The following is a 16,286-nucleotide window of genomic DNA, read 5'->3' on the forward strand; positions in this document are numbered from 1 at the left end:
AATCGGCACCGCAAGCGCAATAGGCGCTTCAAAAAACACCGTCTGCTGGCAAAAAAAATCAGCGTAAATAAGCCTTAGACCAAAATGCGAGGTTCGAACTTCACACGGTCGAGCGTGATCATACTTCTAAACTTGCGAACGTTTGGATTAGTATAGAGCTTGGTCTTCACAAACACATCGAACGCTTCTACGTCCTCCACTGTGACGATCAGAACGAAATCTGCCTCGCCCGTTACCATGTAACATTGAGTTACCTCCTTTGCGGCGCGCATGGCGCGCTTGAACTCGTCGACAAGATCTAAGCGTTCCCGGTCTAGTTCCACATTTACAACAACGGTCAGGGATTTCCCAAGCGCTTTCGGATCGACTAGCGCTATATCGGCTATTATCACTCCGTCCGCTCGGAGCTTATTGACGCGCCGCATGCACGAGGCTGCCGAAGAACCTACGAGCTCAGCCAGTTCCGCAAAGGACAATCTATTGTTCTTCTGAAGTGCGGCGATGAGGCGTCGATCGAGATCATCCAACATGTTCGTGCAGCTCCGGCATTATACTCGGCAAACTATCGACAGCGCCGAGGTACCGCAAACTATCTTAACGCATGGTTTTCTACAAAGCACGCGCCACCTTTTGCCAGGCGATGCAATGTAGGTTTCAAGTCGACTGGAATCATGCAACGATGTCAGCGAGTGCTTTCGACAGGGTGGTTGAATACCAGCTGCCGGTTTGGCTACCAACCTTGGAGTTTGGTCAGCTAGGCGTATCGGCGAAATTCTCACCTCGCGCCGCTTCCGAGTGTGGCTGGTCGCCTCGGAGTGAGGATATTGGCCAAGTTAAGGGCGTTGCGGGACACGTCGGCAATAACTGACAGTCGCATTTTGGAGTCTGCTCCTGTTTATGGAGAAGGGTAGTGGTTTTGAATCGGATGCCATGAGGTGACGATCATCGGCCAGCAAAAGGTCCGGCGCTGGAACCCTGCTTTGCCCATGCCGGCGTAGTTTCGTGCGGCTATTGTTCACCCTAGGCCGCCCCTGGTACTCCGCAGAAAGCCATCAAGTGGCTATTCATGGAACATGCACCGATCATCCAGCGGCCCAAGATCGTCCACGCCATGCTCTCCTGGCTGGTGAAGATATTGTTCAACTGCACGTCCGGACGGTATGCCATCAACTTGCCGCTCTCCGGCAAGCAGAGCGCTCAACTTAGACACTCTGCCTCCGTGAAGTCGACCCCGGCGCGGGTCACAGAAGGCACGCCCGTATCGTCAACCAATCGAGGTCAGTAATTCACGAGCAGTTTACGCGACATGTTGCTCAGCGACTTCGCACCAGTCTCAGTGACGCGGACGGTCTCACTGAAGATGTAGCCGTCTTCTTTCTCCCAAATGCCAATAAGGACATGGAAGGTCATGTTAGCTTCGATCACGGTGTGATCGTCGGGATTGAAGCTGAGATCACCACTCCAGTCGATACCCGTGGAGTAACCGCTCCTGGACTCTTTACGCACGCCATAGGGTTCGAATGCTCGCTTAAACGCGTGGGAGACATCGGAGCACTTAACGCCCGGCCGAATTGCGTCGAACTCCGAGAGAAAGCCGTCCAGCGCTGCTCGATGTAGATGTTGTGCGCGAGCGCTTGGCTCACCCAAGAAAATCGTCCTCGACAATGCGCATGCATAACGGTGTCGAAAGGCGCCAATCTCAAAATTTGTCTGACATCCCAACCTGTAGGTGGCATCGGACCACTTGAGATGAGGTGCATTGGCCGGGGAGCCAACGGGCATGGTGAGAGCGCCATAGCAAGGCCCGCCAGGGAATTCTGGAGTTCCTCTAATGAGAGCACTTTGAACTGCGGCAGCCACGTCACACTCGCGCGCGCCCACAGAAATCTCAAGCCGACCGGCTTGCAAGGCCCTGTCGGCAATCTTCCCAGCCTGTTCCATGTAGGCGAGTTCTGCCGGCGATTTTACTCGATGCAGCGTGGCAACCATGCCATCCGCATCAATCGCTTTCGACATGTCAAGATTGTTGGCAAGAGCGGCATAAGATTTCATGCCAAGAATTTTCGCCCCCATTTCAACGCCGAGCCGATTAGATTTGGAACGCTCCCTGATAAGATCGGCTATCGGTTGCCACGGCGTGCGCTCGCTGGAACCAATATATTGCTCGGGATAGCTTAGGACGCGCGACTCCGGCAGGTAGGAGGTCGGTGTCGCGCAAAATGTATCAATCTCGCGCAAGATGAGCCACGGATCTTCTTCGTCTTGAGACACCAGAGCGAGTTGCGGAACGTAATCTGAATACCCCTCATAGCCAGTGAGATAGTTCATATTTGACTCGTTCAGGACGAGCAGCGTGTCAATGCCGCGCTCGGCCATCCGCTGGCGAAGTCGACGTGTGCGTTGGCGATATTCTTCTCGAGTGAATGCGGCGGACATCAATGGTTCTCCTAGTTGTGTCTGATAGCGATTCGCCAAACTGCGCCACCCTGACATGCGTGGCGGCAGGGTCATTGCCGGGCGCCGACCGGATCGAGGTTGTCAGCGCGAATAGGCGCCGCGTGGTCGTGGACCACGATGTCCAGTTGAAGCGCTGCTTGGGATCATGTGCCAATTGGATGCGCTGCGGTGAATCCGTTTTCCGATGGGAACAAGGCGGGCGAATCGAGGTCGCCTCGGGCGATAGCGCCTAACACTCTTAGGCTGCCGAGAACGGCCAGTTGGCCGAACCGGCAAAAGGCTCTCAACCGTTACAGCTATGGTATTTGCGTCGGTCCGCTTCACATGCGGCACATAGGTCGCGCATAAGCAGCTCGAGGCGCGCTCGTCGTTCCTTCGTGTGGGAGACACGATCCTCTACTCCTCTTGCTTCGACGCGAACGGCAGCCTATTCGAAGCGATTTTCATCTCCGACTCGCTCAACTGTGCCGCGATCATAGACAGCGTGCGCATCTCTAAGGCCAAGGGCTTTCGCTATGCCAATAACGACATGGGCCGCTGCAAGTTGAACTGCAGAAAGCCAAGGAGCGGAGTTGCAGGAAGCGAGGCGAAGCCGTCCGACATCCCCAATCGGGAAGTTCGGAATCCTTCAGGCATGTGAAGGCCCAAGGAGCGGCTGGTGGAAATGGACCGTCAATCCAACACGCCAAGGTTCGGCTCGCCGACGACCTCTCAAGTTCTGTAGCCGGCTGTCCTTTCCAGCATCAATAGGTCGCTCGGATCGCCACGGCTCCCCCGCGCCGTCGGATAGGCATGTTGCCTGGGAGCGGCCAGGGATGAAACGAGATATGACAGTCCCCCCTCCTCGAAATTCAATGCTGCGGCAACAAGGTCCTCCTGCCATTCGCGCCCGAGATTTTCGGTGATGTTCATGAACTTGTGAATGACTTGCTCTCTCGACATCGGATTTGCCACATCTCCAAGCGGATGCAGTACAAGCATTTCTTGAACCCCATCACCCTGATCGAGGAAGACCCTAGCCGGTGTACCAAAAGGAAATGCCGTGGCGAATTCCGGCGACGGGACGAGTTCGATGAGGTTAGCAATTTCGAGAACCCTCTCGTCAGTGAGTCTCTCTAAGGCGACCGGTTGAAGTTCCTCAGCGCCGTAAAGAGAAGCGAGCGCGCAATTGAAATAGAAGCTGTACTGAGCCCCCTCTAGGTTGGTTGGGGCGCGCTCGTTTGCCAAGCGCATTGCTTGGGGAAACGTGTTGATTCGAAGCGTCTTGATCTCAGTTCCACGTCTACGCATCGAGATGATAGCGTCAACGGCTGCATGCATGTATCGGCAACACGCGTAAGGTTTCAGATAGCAATTTTGCGCCTCCCAAGACGATCCCAGACCGCCCAAAAGAACGTTGCGATCAAAACGAACCTCGTCGTTGAAGAGGTCGAGCGGGCCGGTCGCTCCCTCTCGAGCCCGATAAGCAGCAGTAATACCTGCCACGACGGCAGGAGGAATACCTTCTTTGATCGTGCTGCCTTCGAACTTTGGAGACGGGGCCGTGAAGACGATTGGGCCTTCGCCGCCCGCGATACCAAGCGCATGAGCGGTCTCGTTAGCGGTTAACTTGAGCAGGCGGGCTGCAGCGGCTGCAGCGCCATAGTTTACCCATCGCCCACTAGCATAGGTATCCACCGATTCCGCGGGGCGGGAACTTGCGACGCGCAAAGCGATCTCGTAACCGAGCGCAATTGCTTCCGATACTTCCGATGATGATCCACCAACGGCTTCGGCGACTGCCAGAGCAGCAGGTATAACGCCGGCGCCAGCGTGACCCGCAGCGCCGCGGTGACCGTCATCGATATCAAGCGCGCTGGCGGCAGCGCTGTTGGCCATGGCAGCGCCTACAACACTTGATGTCCGATTAGTCAGCCAAATCCTCACAGACCCTTCACCATATGCATTAAGGGCGGATGCTCTGGCAGCCCTCGCAAGCGGCGAATGTAAGCCCGCTCCTGCAGCACCGATCAGATCGAGCATCAGGGTGGAGATCGTCTGCGTGGTTGGCACAGGCAAACTTTTCGGCGGAAAGGTAGCCACGAAGTCGGCGAGTTTTAAAAGGGGCTGCACGATGTGCTCCAATATTCATGATAAGCCGCCTTAGCAGTCGTAAGAAAAAGTATCTTGCGCTCAACCCATAGTCATTACTCGCGCGGCTATTGATGTGAGTGAGCGGGTTGCCATCCTAAAGGAAGCTGAGCGTTTTGCAACATGCGTCTACCTGCCGCTATAGTGAAACGACGATACTGCTGCTCTTTGGCCTTATGGATTTTACTTGACCCCGCAAGCTTTGGCGAAGTTCTGAATCAGTGACCGGCACGCAGGCTCGCTCTCGAACATCGCCTCGGGATGCCACTGCACACCGATGACAAAGGGCCGATCCGGCGCCTCGATTGCCTCGACGATACCGTCGTCGGCTCGTGCCGAAACGACGAAACCAGGTGCCAGCCTGTCAATAGCCTGGTGATGCGAGCTGTTGACCCGGAATGACAAATTTGGGCTTTCGACAAGTCGCGAGAGGTATGTATTTGGCTCAATGTTAATCCCATGGACTGTCTGTTCAAGCGGGGTCCCATCACGATGGTCGCCGACTTCAGGGAGAGCGTCCCGAGTATGGGGATAGATAGTTCCTCCCGCGACAACATTCAGTATCTGCATGCCACGGCAAATACCGAGTACCGGCACCGGCCGTTCAAACGCTGCCCGGGCGAGAGCGAACTCGAATCGATCACGCTCGGGGATCATTCGCTGTACAGTTGGGTGTGGATCCGCACCGTAGAACTCGGTTGGAAAGTCCCCACCGCCGGTCAGAACTATTCCCGACAATGTGTCGAGCAACTGCCCAACATCGCCTTCACTAACATAAGGCAGGATGATTGGAAGCGCTCCGGATTGCTCGATCGCACGAACATAATTTTCTAAACAGAAGTAACCCTTCTTATCGACTTCAAAGTTGCTGACAATTCCAACAAGTGGTCGCATTTTGTTCCCCAGGGTAAGCCGTCAGGCACTCTCAAAAAGTCTACGGTCCAAGCCCGTCAGGCGTTCAGGCCCATCTTCCGTTACCAGAACAGTCTCGCTGAATCCCATGCCGCCGGCGATCGCCACCATATGGAACACCATTCCGGGCTGCAGCACCCATTTCACATCCGGCAGGAACTCTCGGATCAATTCGGCGGTGGAGGGCCGTTGATTGAGCCCCAGCGAATAGCCAGTACGGTTGGTGTAGGTCTGGCGAAGACCCGCCACTAAGATCGGTTCGCGGCAAGCTTGATCGACTACGCTGGCCGGTATGCCCGGGCGCATCAGCGCGATAGCCTCGTCTTGAATGCCGATGATTTTCTCCGCTACACGGCGCTGCTGCGCAGTCGCCGGGCCAACGACCGCGGTACGCATCAAGCGCGCCCAGTATCCTTTGTGAATTCCGTTGAGCTCAAAATAAACAGGATCGCCGCGTTCCAAGCGTCGGTCAGTGGACCACCCGTGTATGAGATTTGTTCGGTCACCAGAGGTGATTTGACAGCCGTCTGGCACCTGTGTGCAAGCGCGTGTCAATTCGCTATAGACTGCGACAGCCAACTCTCGCTCCGACACGCCGCCCTTGATCGCATCAAGACCCACTCGCATCCCCGCGTCAACGCTCCGAGCAGCGCCACGTAGATAATCTATTTCCCGCTGTGACTTGATCAGGCGGAGGTGATCGACAATCAGCGGTTCTGCGACTAAGTTTGCATGAGGCAGCACCGTTTGAAGCATTTTCCAACGTTCTGCGGTCAAGAACCACGAGTGGTCATCTAGACCAATCCGTCCGCCTGCCAAACCTAGGCCATGTAGGGCCTTGTGTGCTGCATCGAGAGAAACACGGAGCGGATCGATAGCAGCATCTGGATATACCACGTAGTCTTTTACCCACGATGTGTTTTGTGCTGCCGGAACTTCCATGTCGCGAATGACAAGCACCGGGTTTCCGCGGCTGGGAACAACTAAGGCAAGATAGGAGACGTACATAACGTCATCCAAACCGGTAAGATAGTTGATGTTTTCTGGTTGGTGCAGCAAGAGGACAGGAAGATGGTATTTCGCCATTTCCTCCTGGGTACGGTGCAACCGTGCACGATACTCCTCGAGTGGGAAATCCATCCTGCTATTCGCCGCCTCAGTCACTGTTCTCAGCTCCGTTGAAAGTTAGTGCCAGTTTGTGGTTCCGGGACCGATGGTTCAGCCAACCCTCATATGTTAATATCGAAACAAGACGCGTTTCCGTCAAAACTTAGTGCTTGTTGAAATTCGGTTGCAGAAGTTGGCCCAATTTGAAATCGGCGCTCAACGTACGAGGTTTCGCTGGTGAAGATCGCTCACACGCACATGCCCAAGCTATGGAGTTTTGACGGCCCGACAGCGATCTTCTGTCACGACTGCAGCCGAGTATCCCGGCGACCCCGACAAACAGCGCTACTTTGTCGGAAGAGTTTTTAAGTCCTCCTAGTCTAATAGCCGCTTCGTACGCCCTCGGGTGAAGGGCACGCGGCGTCAGCCGTATAAAGTCGAGCCCAGCCAGAAGCGCGCCCGCCGTGCATTTCTGCAATCTCGAACATTGCCTCCGTCCGCCGCCTAAAGCGTGTCGCGATTTAAGGGATTCAGGATTCCCCTTGATTTGAGATCGTGATTCATTGCGGTTGAAAGGAGACCGCGATGGGCAAGCCGCTACCGCTTGAGTTGCGTCGTCGTGTTGTTGCGTATGTCGATGAGGGACATGGTCACCGTGAGGCTGCGCGCCATTTCCGCGTTTCGCCTCGCTTTGTGAACAATCTGATCAACCTGCGCAGGCAGACCGGTTCGCTTGAAGCGCGCCGGCAGGGCCATGTGGGCGGCGGGAAGCTTGAGCCGCATGCCGAGTTTGTCCGCTTGCGGTTGGCCGAGGCCGGCGAACTGACGCTGGATGAGCTTTGCGTCGAACTGGAAGTGCGCGGGGTGAGCGTGCACCGCTCCAATGTCGGGCGCCTGCTCAATCGCCTGGGGCTCAGTCATAAAAAAAACTCTGCAGGCCAGCGAGCAGCAGCGAGCCGACGTGCGCCAGGCGCGTGAGCTGTGGATCGGACGGCGAAAGCGCTTCTTCAACAAGGCTTTGGCGCGGCTGATCTTCATTGATGAGACGTCGACCACACCAAGCTGACCAAACGCACCGGCTGGGCGCCGAAGGGCGAGCGCTTCAGGACGCATGCGCCATTCGGCAAATGGCAGACGCAGACCTTCATCGCCGGGCTGCGATGCCACGGTCTTGTCGCGCCATGGATCGTCAACGCGCCGATGAATGCCGCCATCTTCGAACGCTACGTCGAAACTCAGCTCGCTCCCGAACTGTCGCCCGGCGATGTCGTCATTCTCGACAATGTCGGCTTCCACAAGAACGAGCGCGCCGCGCAACTGGTTCGCCAAAGGGGCGCATGGCTCCTGTTCCTGCCGCCATACTCGCCAGACCTCAACCCGATCGAGATGGCCTATTCAAAACTCAAGGCGAGGCTGCGAAAGAAGGCGGCCAGAAGCTTCGATGCCCTCTGCGAGGCTCTCGGCGATATCTGCCATCTGTTCCAGCCAGCCGAATGCAGAAACTTCTTCAAAGCTGCCGGATATGAGGCCAATTAATCGCGACACGCTTTAAGGCCTAAGGTCTTTGCGCCGCCAGCGCACCATGCCGTTTGCGCCCAGGATCGTGGCCCTGTTCCACCAACGCGCCAACGCGACCTTCTGCGTCGGCGTCACTGCGCCTGGAGCTCCAGCGATTTGCGGCTGCAAAGGCCGCTCAATCCGCCCGCATTGTAGCGAAGCATGCAGTGGCGCGGCGTCTGCCGATGCATGCCCAGTGTCCGCCGCTATCTTGCGGTCGCGGGCGATCGCCCGTGTCCGGGGTGCCGCCCGTGCATCCCGCGTCTTCGCCGGCGCAGCCCGAACTCGCGCTGCCGTCAGGTCCATCCGCGTGATTGCCATCTCGCCAAGCCGCGTTCGGCTCGCGACAGCCGTGAGTAAGGCTCGTCGCCTTTTGGCGACCCCGTACGAGTCATCCGCAAATGCTGTTGCTATAAAAGCGCGTGAACGTCCGAGCCTTTTCTGGCTTGGCAACCATTCGGCGAATTGGAAAGCCTGCACTAAGCTACCTTACTCTATCCTCCTTGAGGCAATTTCTAGCGCGTGCCAGAGCGAAGCGCCAAACGAGCGCGCGCCAAGCACGGCGACATGGGTTTCGCTGCGGCGGATTACGAAACAGGTCATGTGATCAAGGACTGTACGCGTCGCGCGACCCGGACCGAAACCGGCAAGATCGATGTTGATTAGCTTCGCCAGCAATGCGTCGAGGGGGCCTGTGCCGGCCCGAGATAAAATTTCGACAGCCACCCACCCACCAGTTTGCTCGGTCACCGAACAACCGCGGGCAGCCTCTTTCAGATCTGCGGCAAAGTCCTCTTCGGCGCGGCCTTCGGCTTCAACCATCCACTGACCTGGTCCAGTCCAGAAAGCTGCCACTTCCTGATCTGCTACCCAGCGTCCCGGCCTCGGCAAATTCAAACCGAACGGTTGGGGTGCAACGGTTTTCCGGCGCAGCGCTAGAGAGGCAAGCGCCAAATCTAGGTTCTCACGAATCTCCAGCGCTGCAAACGATGCGTAACGAGGATTTTCGGCGCCCAGCGCCTTGAGCGGTCTCAGGTTAGCCACGCAGACGTACTCCTTCAGCATCAACGAAATGGGACGAAACGACGCGCAGGCGTGCGCTTTCCCCTTCGACCGGGTTCGCAGCCATGATCACCTCGCCCAACCGTTCATAGCCATTCTCGAGGAAAGCCAGCCCGATCATTGAGCCGACATGGGGCGAATAGCAGGCTGACGTGATCCAGCCCTGATCGGTATCGTGGTTCAATGCTGCTCCTTCGGCGAAGAGATGTGAGCCGACAACGATCTTGCTCCCAGGCTCGACGGGCTGAAGACCCATCAGTCGGCGCTTATTTCCCGCCAGCCCCTCGCGCCGAGACATGATCGCGCCGATTGCGTCTTTCTTCTGCGACACCATTTTGCCGAGTCCGAGCATTTCGGCAGTGGTTTGGCCGTTAAGCTGGGCTCCACCGACGTGACCCTTTTCCATCCCTAGGACAGATAGCGCTTCGACTCCAAAAGGTGTCACTTCCAGATCTTCACCCATCTCCATCAGCCGATTCATCAGTGCATGCCCGTAGCGGGCGGGAACCGCAAGCTCGTAGCCAAGTTCTCCCACGAATGAGACGCGGAAGAGCCGCGCCCGCAGACCGCCGCAAACCGTTAGTTCCGCGCAAGCCATAAAAGCAAACGCGTAGTTCGATAAGTCGAACCCGTCGACGACCCGCTCGAGCAGCGCACGCGATCTCGGACCTGCGACAGCAATTTGCGCCCAGGCCTCCGTCGTGGATATGAGCTGTACGTCAAGCTCGGGCCAGAGGCATTGCCTGGCGAAATCCATATTTCGGAAAACCAGGCCCGCATTGCCCGTCGTTGTGGTGACCACATAGTGGTCATCGGCGAGTCGCGCGCAGGTACCATCGTCATAGGGAAAGCCGTCCTCGCGCAGCATCAGCCCATAGCGAACGCGGCCGACCTTCAGCGTCGACATCATGTTGCTGTAAAGACGATCGAGAAACTGCCCCGCATCGGTGCCCTGCACGTCGATCTTTCCGAGCGTGGAGACGTCACACAAGCCAACGGCGCTACGCACGGCCTGCGCCTCGCGATCTACACTCTGGCGCCAGTGCGTTTCCCCCTTACGGCGAAAATAATCGGCTCGCCGCCAGGGGCTAGACTCGTCAAATACCGCGCCTTGGGCTTCGGCCCACCGATGGGTCGGCGTCAAGTGGGGAGGGTGGAAATGCGGCCCTATATCGCCGCCCCCCAGGACCGCCAGTGCCACGGGAGTATAGGGCGGGCGGAAGATTGTAGTTCCGGTTTCCCGGATTGTTTTTCCAGTGAGCTCCGCCATTACGGCGAGCCCGATCACATTGGCGGTCTTGCCCTGATCCGTCGCCATGCCCAAAGTCGTATAGCGTTTCAAATGCTCTACCGACCGCATGTTCTCGGCATGGGCGAGCTTGATGTCCTTCACCGTCACGTCGTTCTGGAAATCGACCCAGGCGCGTCTCCTACCCGGCACGTGAAAGACGGGTGCGATTTTATATGCATCCTCTTCCGGGGTCGGAAAATTAAGAGATTTCGCCGTGATCCCTATGTCTGCCAACGCACATCTCGCCGTTTCCGCACCCGAACGCAGCGCTTCCGCGGTCGAGAAGCGGCCCGCTGCAGCGCCCGCCGCCCGCAACCCAGAAGGCCCGTACTCGCCAGGCAGGAACGCCAGCAGCAGCTCATTCCAGGTCGGCTTACCCCGATGGTGCGAAGCCAGATGCACGTTCGGGTTCCAGCCGCCCGCGACCCCAAGGGCGCCGCAATCGATCCATTCGGACCTGCCCTTTGTTTGAAACTCAATCGAGGTTAGGCCAAGACGGCCGCGCGAGCCGGTCACAACCCCGCCGGCGATTAAACGGTAATCACCACGAGCCTTCGCCTCTGGGCGCGCGTCGATGACAGCGGCGATCTCGACGCCCTTGGCGGCGAGGTCGCAGGCGGTACGGTGACCGTTCTCGTTGTTGGTGAAGACGGCGACCCTTTCGGATGGGCACGCTGCCCAGCGATTCGCGTAAGCTCGCATCGCGCCGGCCAGCATGATGCCGGGACGGTCATTGTCCGCAAAAGCGACGGGTCGCTCTATCGCGCCTGCAGCCAAGATGGCACGTTTCGCCGTTATGCGCCAAAGTGTCTGGCGTACGCGGCCTCTTGGCTGCGCAAGATGATCCGAAACCCTTTCCACCGCACCATAGATGCCGTGGTCATAGACGCCGAAAACCGTGGTTCGGCTCATCACCCGAAGACGTGGCAGGCTCTCGAATTCTGACTCCAGCGCTGAAATCCAATCGAGGGGCGGGGCCTCGCCCAGTGTTTCCGTCTCGCATAACAGCCGCCCGCCCAGGCGGAAATCCTCCTCCGCCAGGATCACACGTGCGCCTGAGCGAGCGGCCGTCAGCGCCGCAGCAAGTCCGGCTGGCCCCCCGCCGATCACCAGCAAGTCGCAATGCAGGAAGCCCCTGTCATAGGCATCGGGATCGGCCTGCATTGAGATGCTGCCGAGTCCTGCCGCCCTACGGATGGCTGGCTCGTAGACTTTTTCCCAGAAACTTTTCGGCCACATAAAGGTCTTGTAGTAGAACCCGGCTGTGAACAGCGGTGAGAACAGGTCATTGATAGCCATTGCGTCGAAACCAAGCGAGGGCCAGCGATTCTGGCTTCGCGCCTCCAGTCCCTCGAACAGCTCGACCGTTGTCGCGCGTGTGTTAGGCTCCTGTCGCGGGCCGGTGCGCAGCTCGACCAAGGCATTTGGCTCCTCCGAACCGGCGGACAACACCCCGCGGGGACGATGATATTTGAAGCTGCGCCCAATCAGGCGAACGCCGTTGGCTAACAGCGCCGAGGCAAGCGTGTCGCCGGGATGCCCCTGGTAGCGTTTTCCGTCAAACTTGAAGTTCAGTGTTTGTGTACGGTCGATTAATCCGCCTGAGAGCCGCGTCATTTTACGCTCCTCTTGCGCGCAAGGGCCACGTCGTGGGCCAACTCGGCGCCGAGAATTTCGTGGGTGATCGTATTGCGCGTAACGACCAGCCAGGAGTGGTCGCCGTGCTCGTGGAACCACAATTCCCGGTGCGCGCCCGCTGGATTGTCGCGCAAGTATACATAGTCGCAAAAGGCGGCCTCGGCATCGGGTGCAGATGGGTCTGGACGGTCGATAAGCCGGGCGTCTCCGAGATAGGCAAATTCTCTTGCATCGCGCAAACCCAGAACTGGATGGGGAATGAGCATTTTGACCTCACTGTAGGTTCGGCTGCGCACCAGCGCCGCTTTCATCGATTAAGTATCCTCTTGCGAAGCGATCGAGTCGGTAAGCGCGCGCAGTCTCATGAGGCGTATCGGTCGCAAGAAGATGGGCGAAGGCGTGGCCGCTGGCGGGCGTCGCCTTGAAACCCCCAACGCACCAGCCCCCGTTAAAATAAAGGCCTTCGATGCCCGTGCGGTCGATGATTGGCGAGCCGTCCATCGACATGTCCATAACGCCGCCCCATTGCCGCAGGAGCCGCACCCGACCGATCATCGGCATCACGGCCATGGCGCCTTCGCAGACATCCTCCACCATCGGCAAGTTCCCACGCTGCGCATAGGAATTGTAGCCGTCGATTTCGCCACAGAAGACGAGGCCGCCCTTATCGGATTGGCTTATATAGAAGTGCCCCGCGCCGAACATGATAACACAAGGAATAATGGGCTTGAGACCTTCCGTGACGAACGCCTGCAGGACATGGCTCTCGATCGGAAGGCGCATCCCCGCCATCGCCATGACGCGGCTCGAGGAGCCCGCCACTGCCACGCCGACCTTGTTGGCACCGATGAAGCCACGCGAGGTCTCCACACCACGGATGTTGCCATCAACGATGCGAAAACCTGTCACCTCGCAATTCTGGATAAGGTCCACACCGTACAGATCGGCGCCACGAGCGTAGCCCCAAGCGACAGCGTCATGCCGTGCCGTCCCCGCGCGTGGCTGCATAAAGCCGCCATGGATCGGAAAGCGCGCATTGTCGTAGTTCAAGAAAGGAAGCATCGCCTTGAGATCCTCGCGGCTTAACAGGCGCGCGTCCGCACCGGCGAGCGCCATCGAATTGGCGCGGCGTCGATACGCATCTCGCTGCCAATCCGAGTGAAAGAGGTAAATGACGCCGCGCTGGGAGACCATCGAGTTGAAGTTCAGTTCCTGCTCCAGCCCCTCCCAGAGCTTCAGTGAAAACTCGTAGAACGGCCCGTTACCGGGCAGTAGGTAGTTCGAACGGATGACTGTCGTGTTTCGGCCAACATTCCCGGATCCCAACCAACCCTTTTCCAAAACGGCGATACGGGATTGCCGGAAGGTCTTGGCCAGGTAATAAGCCGTCGCGAGGCCGTGCCCGCCGCCGCCAACGATGACGTAATCGTAAAACGGCTGCGGATCAGGATTGCGCCATAAAGGTTTCCATCCAGAATGACCTTTGAGCGCTTCAGAAAGAACGCGAAAGCCTGAAAATCTCACAGCGGGATTCCTCGATAGCAACGTCAGAACTACAACTCCGTCACCCAAGACACGCAGTTTCGAGATGTCCGAATGTGGCAGAAAAGGTGTACCACTGCGAAAATGGCGGGGGTATCGCAAAAAATCTGAGGATCTGTTCGTGACGTGTCAAAAAAGGGCGTCGAATGACGAATTGCGCCACGCGGACCGCACTTGGCGCATTGAATGTTGCGATGGGTTAGGCGATCTCTTTTGGGCTACCTTGATGAGGATACCCTAAGGCTTTGTCATGACAGGCGAATAATGCCAGTCAAGCGCGGCAGTTTGCCGGCGATCGGTTCGAGCTATGATGTGGCTCTGGTGAAGATGCAGCGCTGCCCCGCAGGGCCACGGTGCGGCTCAAGCAGGACTAGGTGGTGCAGGTCAATAAGTGCGGTTCCAATGGGTTAAGTAACGGCAGAATCTCCGGTTAAGCCGCCGCTGTTGAATGACAATCAAGGCTCGGCATTGTCGCAAGCAATCGACCTCGACGGGGCCATGTGCTGATGGCTGTGTGACCTGGCCTGGTGGCTTTGGGGGGAATTACGTCTCAGTAAGCGAGCAGACCTTGGGGGGCGCGGAGTGCGCCAGACGGGCTACCGCACCCCTCGTCCCGCCCGAGGCATCATGCGGAGGATGCCTCGGGCGCTTTCGATCGAATATAGAGCCACCCAGTATTGGCGGACATTGACATCTCACCGTCGCGAGCCGCCGACATGTTCAGCAGCCTCTCAGGTTTTGCCGAGGCGATGCTCCGCCTTTACAGCGCGTACAAAGAGGAGCAATTCGCTGCTGCCGATCCGCGGAAGTCGCGATGGTCGGTTGCGTGGGTGCGAAGGTTCCTTGCCACATGACGCGACTGCGTTCTTGGCTTAGGAGGCTGAAAAAAGAGCGGAGATACCCGTTTTGAATTTGCTTTGTGCTTGATCTGATTCCGACACGTTCCGTAAACAAAACAGTTGTTCAACAGATGGGGTGATTGGGGTCTCGCCCGAGCCAAATTGAGGGCGGCTGCTCCTATCGAGATGTGAGAACGTGGTCGATGTAGATCGCCACAAACATCAGGAGGAGCAGCCATGAAGTATTTTGCCGGACTTGACGTGTCTTTGGAAGAGACCGCCATCTGCGTCGTCGACGAGAGCGGCCGGATTGTGAAGGAAGGGCGGGCGGCGAGTGAGCCGAGGGCGCTTTATGAGGTCTTGCGGAAAATCGATCTGCCGCTGGACCGCATCGGGCTCGAAGCCTGCTCGCTGGCGGCCTGGCTTTATGACGGTATTCGCGCCGAAGGATTGCCGGCCATTTGCATCGAGACCCGACTGGCCAATGCGGCGATGAAGACGATGCCGAACAAGACGGACCGGAATGATGCCCGCGCCTTGGCGCAGATCATGCGCACCGGCTGGTATCGACAGGTGCATGTGAAGAGCCAGCAGTGTCGGCGCTGGCGGTCCCTCCTCGTCGCACGACGCACGGTCCTCAATGAAATGCGATCCATCGAGAACGTGATCAGAGCGATTCTGCGGGAGGCCGGCATCAAGCTCGGCACGCCAAGTCGTGCAGCTTTCGCCGATCGCGTGCGCGAACTGATTGGCGCAGATACGGTCGTCATGGCGCTTGTCGAGCCGCTTCTGGCGATCGTGGCCACGATGCTCCGCGAGTTCGGGCGACTGACAAAGCAAGTCCTCAATATCGCCCGCAAGGAGCAAGTCTGCCGGCGACTCATGTCCGGGCCCGGTGTGGGACCCATCACCGCGCTCGCCTTTCGTGCCACGGTCGATCAGCCGGACCGCTTTCGCCGATCGAGCGATGTCGGAGCGCATCTGGGTCTGACCCCGGCACGCTATCAATCAGGCGAGACGGACATTCAGGGCAAGGTAAGCCGATGCGGTGACGAGCTCGCCCGCACGGCTCTCTATGAAGCGGCTCATTCGCTGCTTGTGCTCAGCAAGAAATGGTCGTGCCTCAGAGCGTGGGGTATGAACGTCGCCAAGCGGCGCGGTATGGCCCGAGCCCGAGTTGCTGTTGCCCGCAAGCTCGCTGTCATTCTGCATCGCATGTGGAGCGACGGGACAGAATTCCGCTTCGGCAAGGCACCCGGCCCCGTATCGGCATGAAATAGGGACAACAGACCAACGAAGGAGGAGTTGATTCCGCCCGAAAGGGCGTGATCCGGATCGTTCCCGCGGGGACGATGGGCAAGGCGATCTCGTTAGCAGGCACGATCCTGGGACGAACTCTCTCAAGGTCGTTCAACAGATTGAGACGCCTCGCCCTACTGACCCCATCATGCGGCGGCCTAACGTCGACCGCGAAGAGAAGCGAGTGACCCGCGGGGCGACATGGTCCGGAAAAAAATATCAGGAGGAGCTTGACCCCAAGGACCCCAATCAGAGAAGCCTGCTAGATCACCTCTCGCGTTGCGTCTGCCTTGCTTAACATCACCTCGCGATGCCTGTTCAGCTTGGCACCGCGAACAGTGGAGCGCCGGGTAATGCGGACAGGGCGGCTGTGACTAAAGGCTCCCCTCGGGTTGCGACCGATGTGATACCTGTCGGCGGAAGCGCAGTCAGTCGCTGCGACATCCTTAACT

General features: G+C 58.1%; 12 protein-coding genes and 2 pseudogenes. 5 read left to right on the top strand and 9 right to left on the bottom strand.

What is annotated here, in order from left to right; all coding sequences use genetic code 11:
* Positions 1 to 74: 74 nt before the first annotated feature.
* Positions 75 to 530, bottom strand: coding sequence for an Lrp/AsnC family transcriptional regulator (locus tag LB557_RS25665; RefSeq protein WP_027033248.1), 456 nt, complete (start codon positions 528 to 530; stop codon positions 75 to 77).
* A gap of 423 nt (positions 531 to 953) precedes the next feature.
* On the opposite strand from LB557_RS25665, the pseudogene LB557_RS25670 reads away from it, so the two are divergent.
* Positions 954 to 1,171: pseudogene (locus LB557_RS25670) on the top strand (D-amino acid dehydrogenase); the annotation flags it as partial.
* A gap of 107 nt (positions 1,172 to 1,278) precedes the next feature.
* On the opposite strand, the gene LB557_RS25675 reads toward LB557_RS25670, so the two are convergent.
* Entirely contained in the window at positions 1,279 to 2,436 is a 1,158-nt protein-coding gene (locus LB557_RS25675) for a M24 family metallopeptidase (RefSeq protein ID WP_158673669.1), read from the bottom strand.
* A 266-nt stretch (positions 2,437 to 2,702) separates the two neighbouring features.
* Here LB557_RS25675 and LB557_RS25680 point away from each other — a divergent pair.
* Positions 2,703 to 3,016: pseudogene (locus tag LB557_RS25680) on the top strand (glycine C-acetyltransferase); the annotation flags it as partial.
* Positions 3,017 to 3,168: 152 nt separating this feature from the next.
* Here the strand turns inward: LB557_RS25680 and LB557_RS25685 are convergent.
* From LB557_RS25685 to LB557_RS25695, 3 genes are all read right to left on the bottom strand, one after another.
* On the bottom strand, positions 3,169 to 4,569 hold the full coding sequence (locus LB557_RS25685) for an MmgE/PrpD family protein (protein ID WP_080680520.1): 1,401 nt from the start codon (positions 4,567 to 4,569) through the stop codon (positions 3,169 to 3,171).
* 201 nt (positions 4,570 to 4,770) lie between these two features.
* Positions 4,771 to 5,481 carry a gamma-glutamyl-gamma-aminobutyrate hydrolase family protein gene (locus LB557_RS25690; protein ID WP_080680393.1) on the bottom strand — a complete coding sequence of 237 codons (711 nt, stop codon included), beginning with the start codon at positions 5,479 to 5,481 and terminating at the stop codon, positions 4,771 to 4,773.
* Between the two features lie 21 nt (positions 5,482 to 5,502).
* The gene (locus LB557_RS25695; protein ID WP_080680519.1) at positions 5,503 to 6,639 is read right to left on the bottom strand and encodes a M24 family metallopeptidase; all 1,137 of its coding nucleotides are present in this window, start codon (positions 6,637 to 6,639) and stop codon (positions 5,503 to 5,505) included.
* Positions 6,640 to 7,191: 552 nt separating this feature from the next.
* Here LB557_RS25695 and LB557_RS25700 point away from each other — a divergent pair.
* Both LB557_RS25700 and LB557_RS25705 read left to right on the top strand, forming a co-directional pair.
* A complete protein-coding gene (locus tag LB557_RS25700) occupies positions 7,192 to 7,584 on the top strand; it encodes an IS630 transposase-related protein (protein WP_152536278.1) in 393 nt (130 codons plus the stop codon).
* A gap of 84 nt (positions 7,585 to 7,668) precedes the next feature.
* Positions 7,669 to 8,142: an IS630 family transposase gene (locus LB557_RS25705; RefSeq protein WP_051371482.1), complete on the top strand. Its 474-nt coding sequence runs from the start codon at positions 7,669 to 7,671 to the stop codon at positions 8,140 to 8,142.
* Between the two features lie 510 nt (positions 8,143 to 8,652).
* Here the strand turns inward: LB557_RS25705 and LB557_RS25710 are convergent.
* From LB557_RS25710 to LB557_RS25725, 4 genes are read right to left on the bottom strand one after another with little or no spacing between them, the layout of a single operon-like run.
* The gene (locus LB557_RS25710) at positions 8,653 to 9,207 is read right to left on the bottom strand and encodes a sarcosine oxidase subunit gamma (protein ID WP_027033242.1); all 555 of its coding nucleotides are present in this window, start codon (positions 9,205 to 9,207) and stop codon (positions 8,653 to 8,655) included.
* Positions 9,200 to 12,133 (bottom strand): sarcosine oxidase subunit alpha family protein, encoded by a 2,934-nt coding sequence (locus LB557_RS25715; protein WP_027033241.1) that lies wholly within the window; start codon positions 12,131 to 12,133, stop codon positions 9,200 to 9,202. Before LB557_RS25715 ends, LB557_RS25710 begins: the two co-directional genes overlap by 8 nt.
* Entirely contained in the window at positions 12,130 to 12,420 is a 291-nt protein-coding gene (locus tag LB557_RS25720) for a sarcosine oxidase subunit delta (protein ID WP_027033240.1), read from the bottom strand. The genes LB557_RS25715 and LB557_RS25720 overlap by 4 nt, the downstream gene beginning before the upstream one ends.
* A 7-nt stretch (positions 12,421 to 12,427) precedes the next feature.
* A complete protein-coding gene (locus LB557_RS25725; RefSeq protein WP_027033239.1) occupies positions 12,428 to 13,678 on the bottom strand; it encodes a sarcosine oxidase subunit beta family protein in 1,251 nt (416 codons plus the stop codon).
* Between the two features lie 1,094 nt (positions 13,679 to 14,772).
* On the opposite strand from LB557_RS25725, the gene LB557_RS25730 reads away from it, so the two are divergent.
* Positions 14,773 to 15,810: an IS110 family transposase gene (locus tag LB557_RS25730; protein ID WP_027033238.1), complete on the top strand. Its 1,038-nt coding sequence runs from the start codon at positions 14,773 to 14,775 to the stop codon at positions 15,808 to 15,810.
* The last annotated feature ends 476 nt before the right edge of the window (positions 15,811 to 16,286 follow it).

The sequence above is a fragment of the Mesorhizobium sp. BR115XR7A genome, from assembly GCF_020165315.1.
In the GTDB taxonomy this organism is placed as follows: domain Bacteria; phylum Pseudomonadota; class Alphaproteobacteria; order Rhizobiales; family Rhizobiaceae; genus Mesorhizobium; species Mesorhizobium australicum.

Coding starts and splice junctions, on each gene's coding strand:
- LB557_RS25665 (WP_027033248.1), bottom strand. CDS start 530: ATGTTGGATGATCTCGATCGACGCCTCATCGCCGCACTTCAGAAGAAC.
- LB557_RS25675 (WP_158673669.1), bottom strand. CDS start 2,436: ATGTCCGCCGCATTCACTCGAGAAGAATATCGCCAACGCACACGTCGA.
- LB557_RS25730 (WP_027033238.1), top strand. CDS start 14,773: ATGAAGTATTTTGCCGGACTTGACGTGTCTTTGGAAGAGACCGCCATC.
- LB557_RS25700 (WP_152536278.1), top strand. CDS start 7,192: ATGGGCAAGCCGCTACCGCTTGAGTTGCGTCGTCGTGTTGTTGCGTAT.
- LB557_RS25695 (WP_080680519.1), bottom strand. CDS start 6,639: ATGGATTTCCCACTCGAGGAGTATCGTGCACGGTTGCACCGTACCCAG.
- LB557_RS25690 (WP_080680393.1), bottom strand. CDS start 5,481: ATGCGACCACTTGTTGGAATTGTCAGCAACTTTGAAGTCGATAAGAAG.
- LB557_RS25715 (WP_027033241.1), bottom strand. CDS start 12,133: ATGACGCGGCTCTCAGGCGGATTAATCGACCGTACACAAACACTGAAC.
- LB557_RS25720 (WP_027033240.1), bottom strand. CDS start 12,420: ATGCTCATTCCCCATCCAGTTCTGGGTTTGCGCGATGCAAGAGAATTT.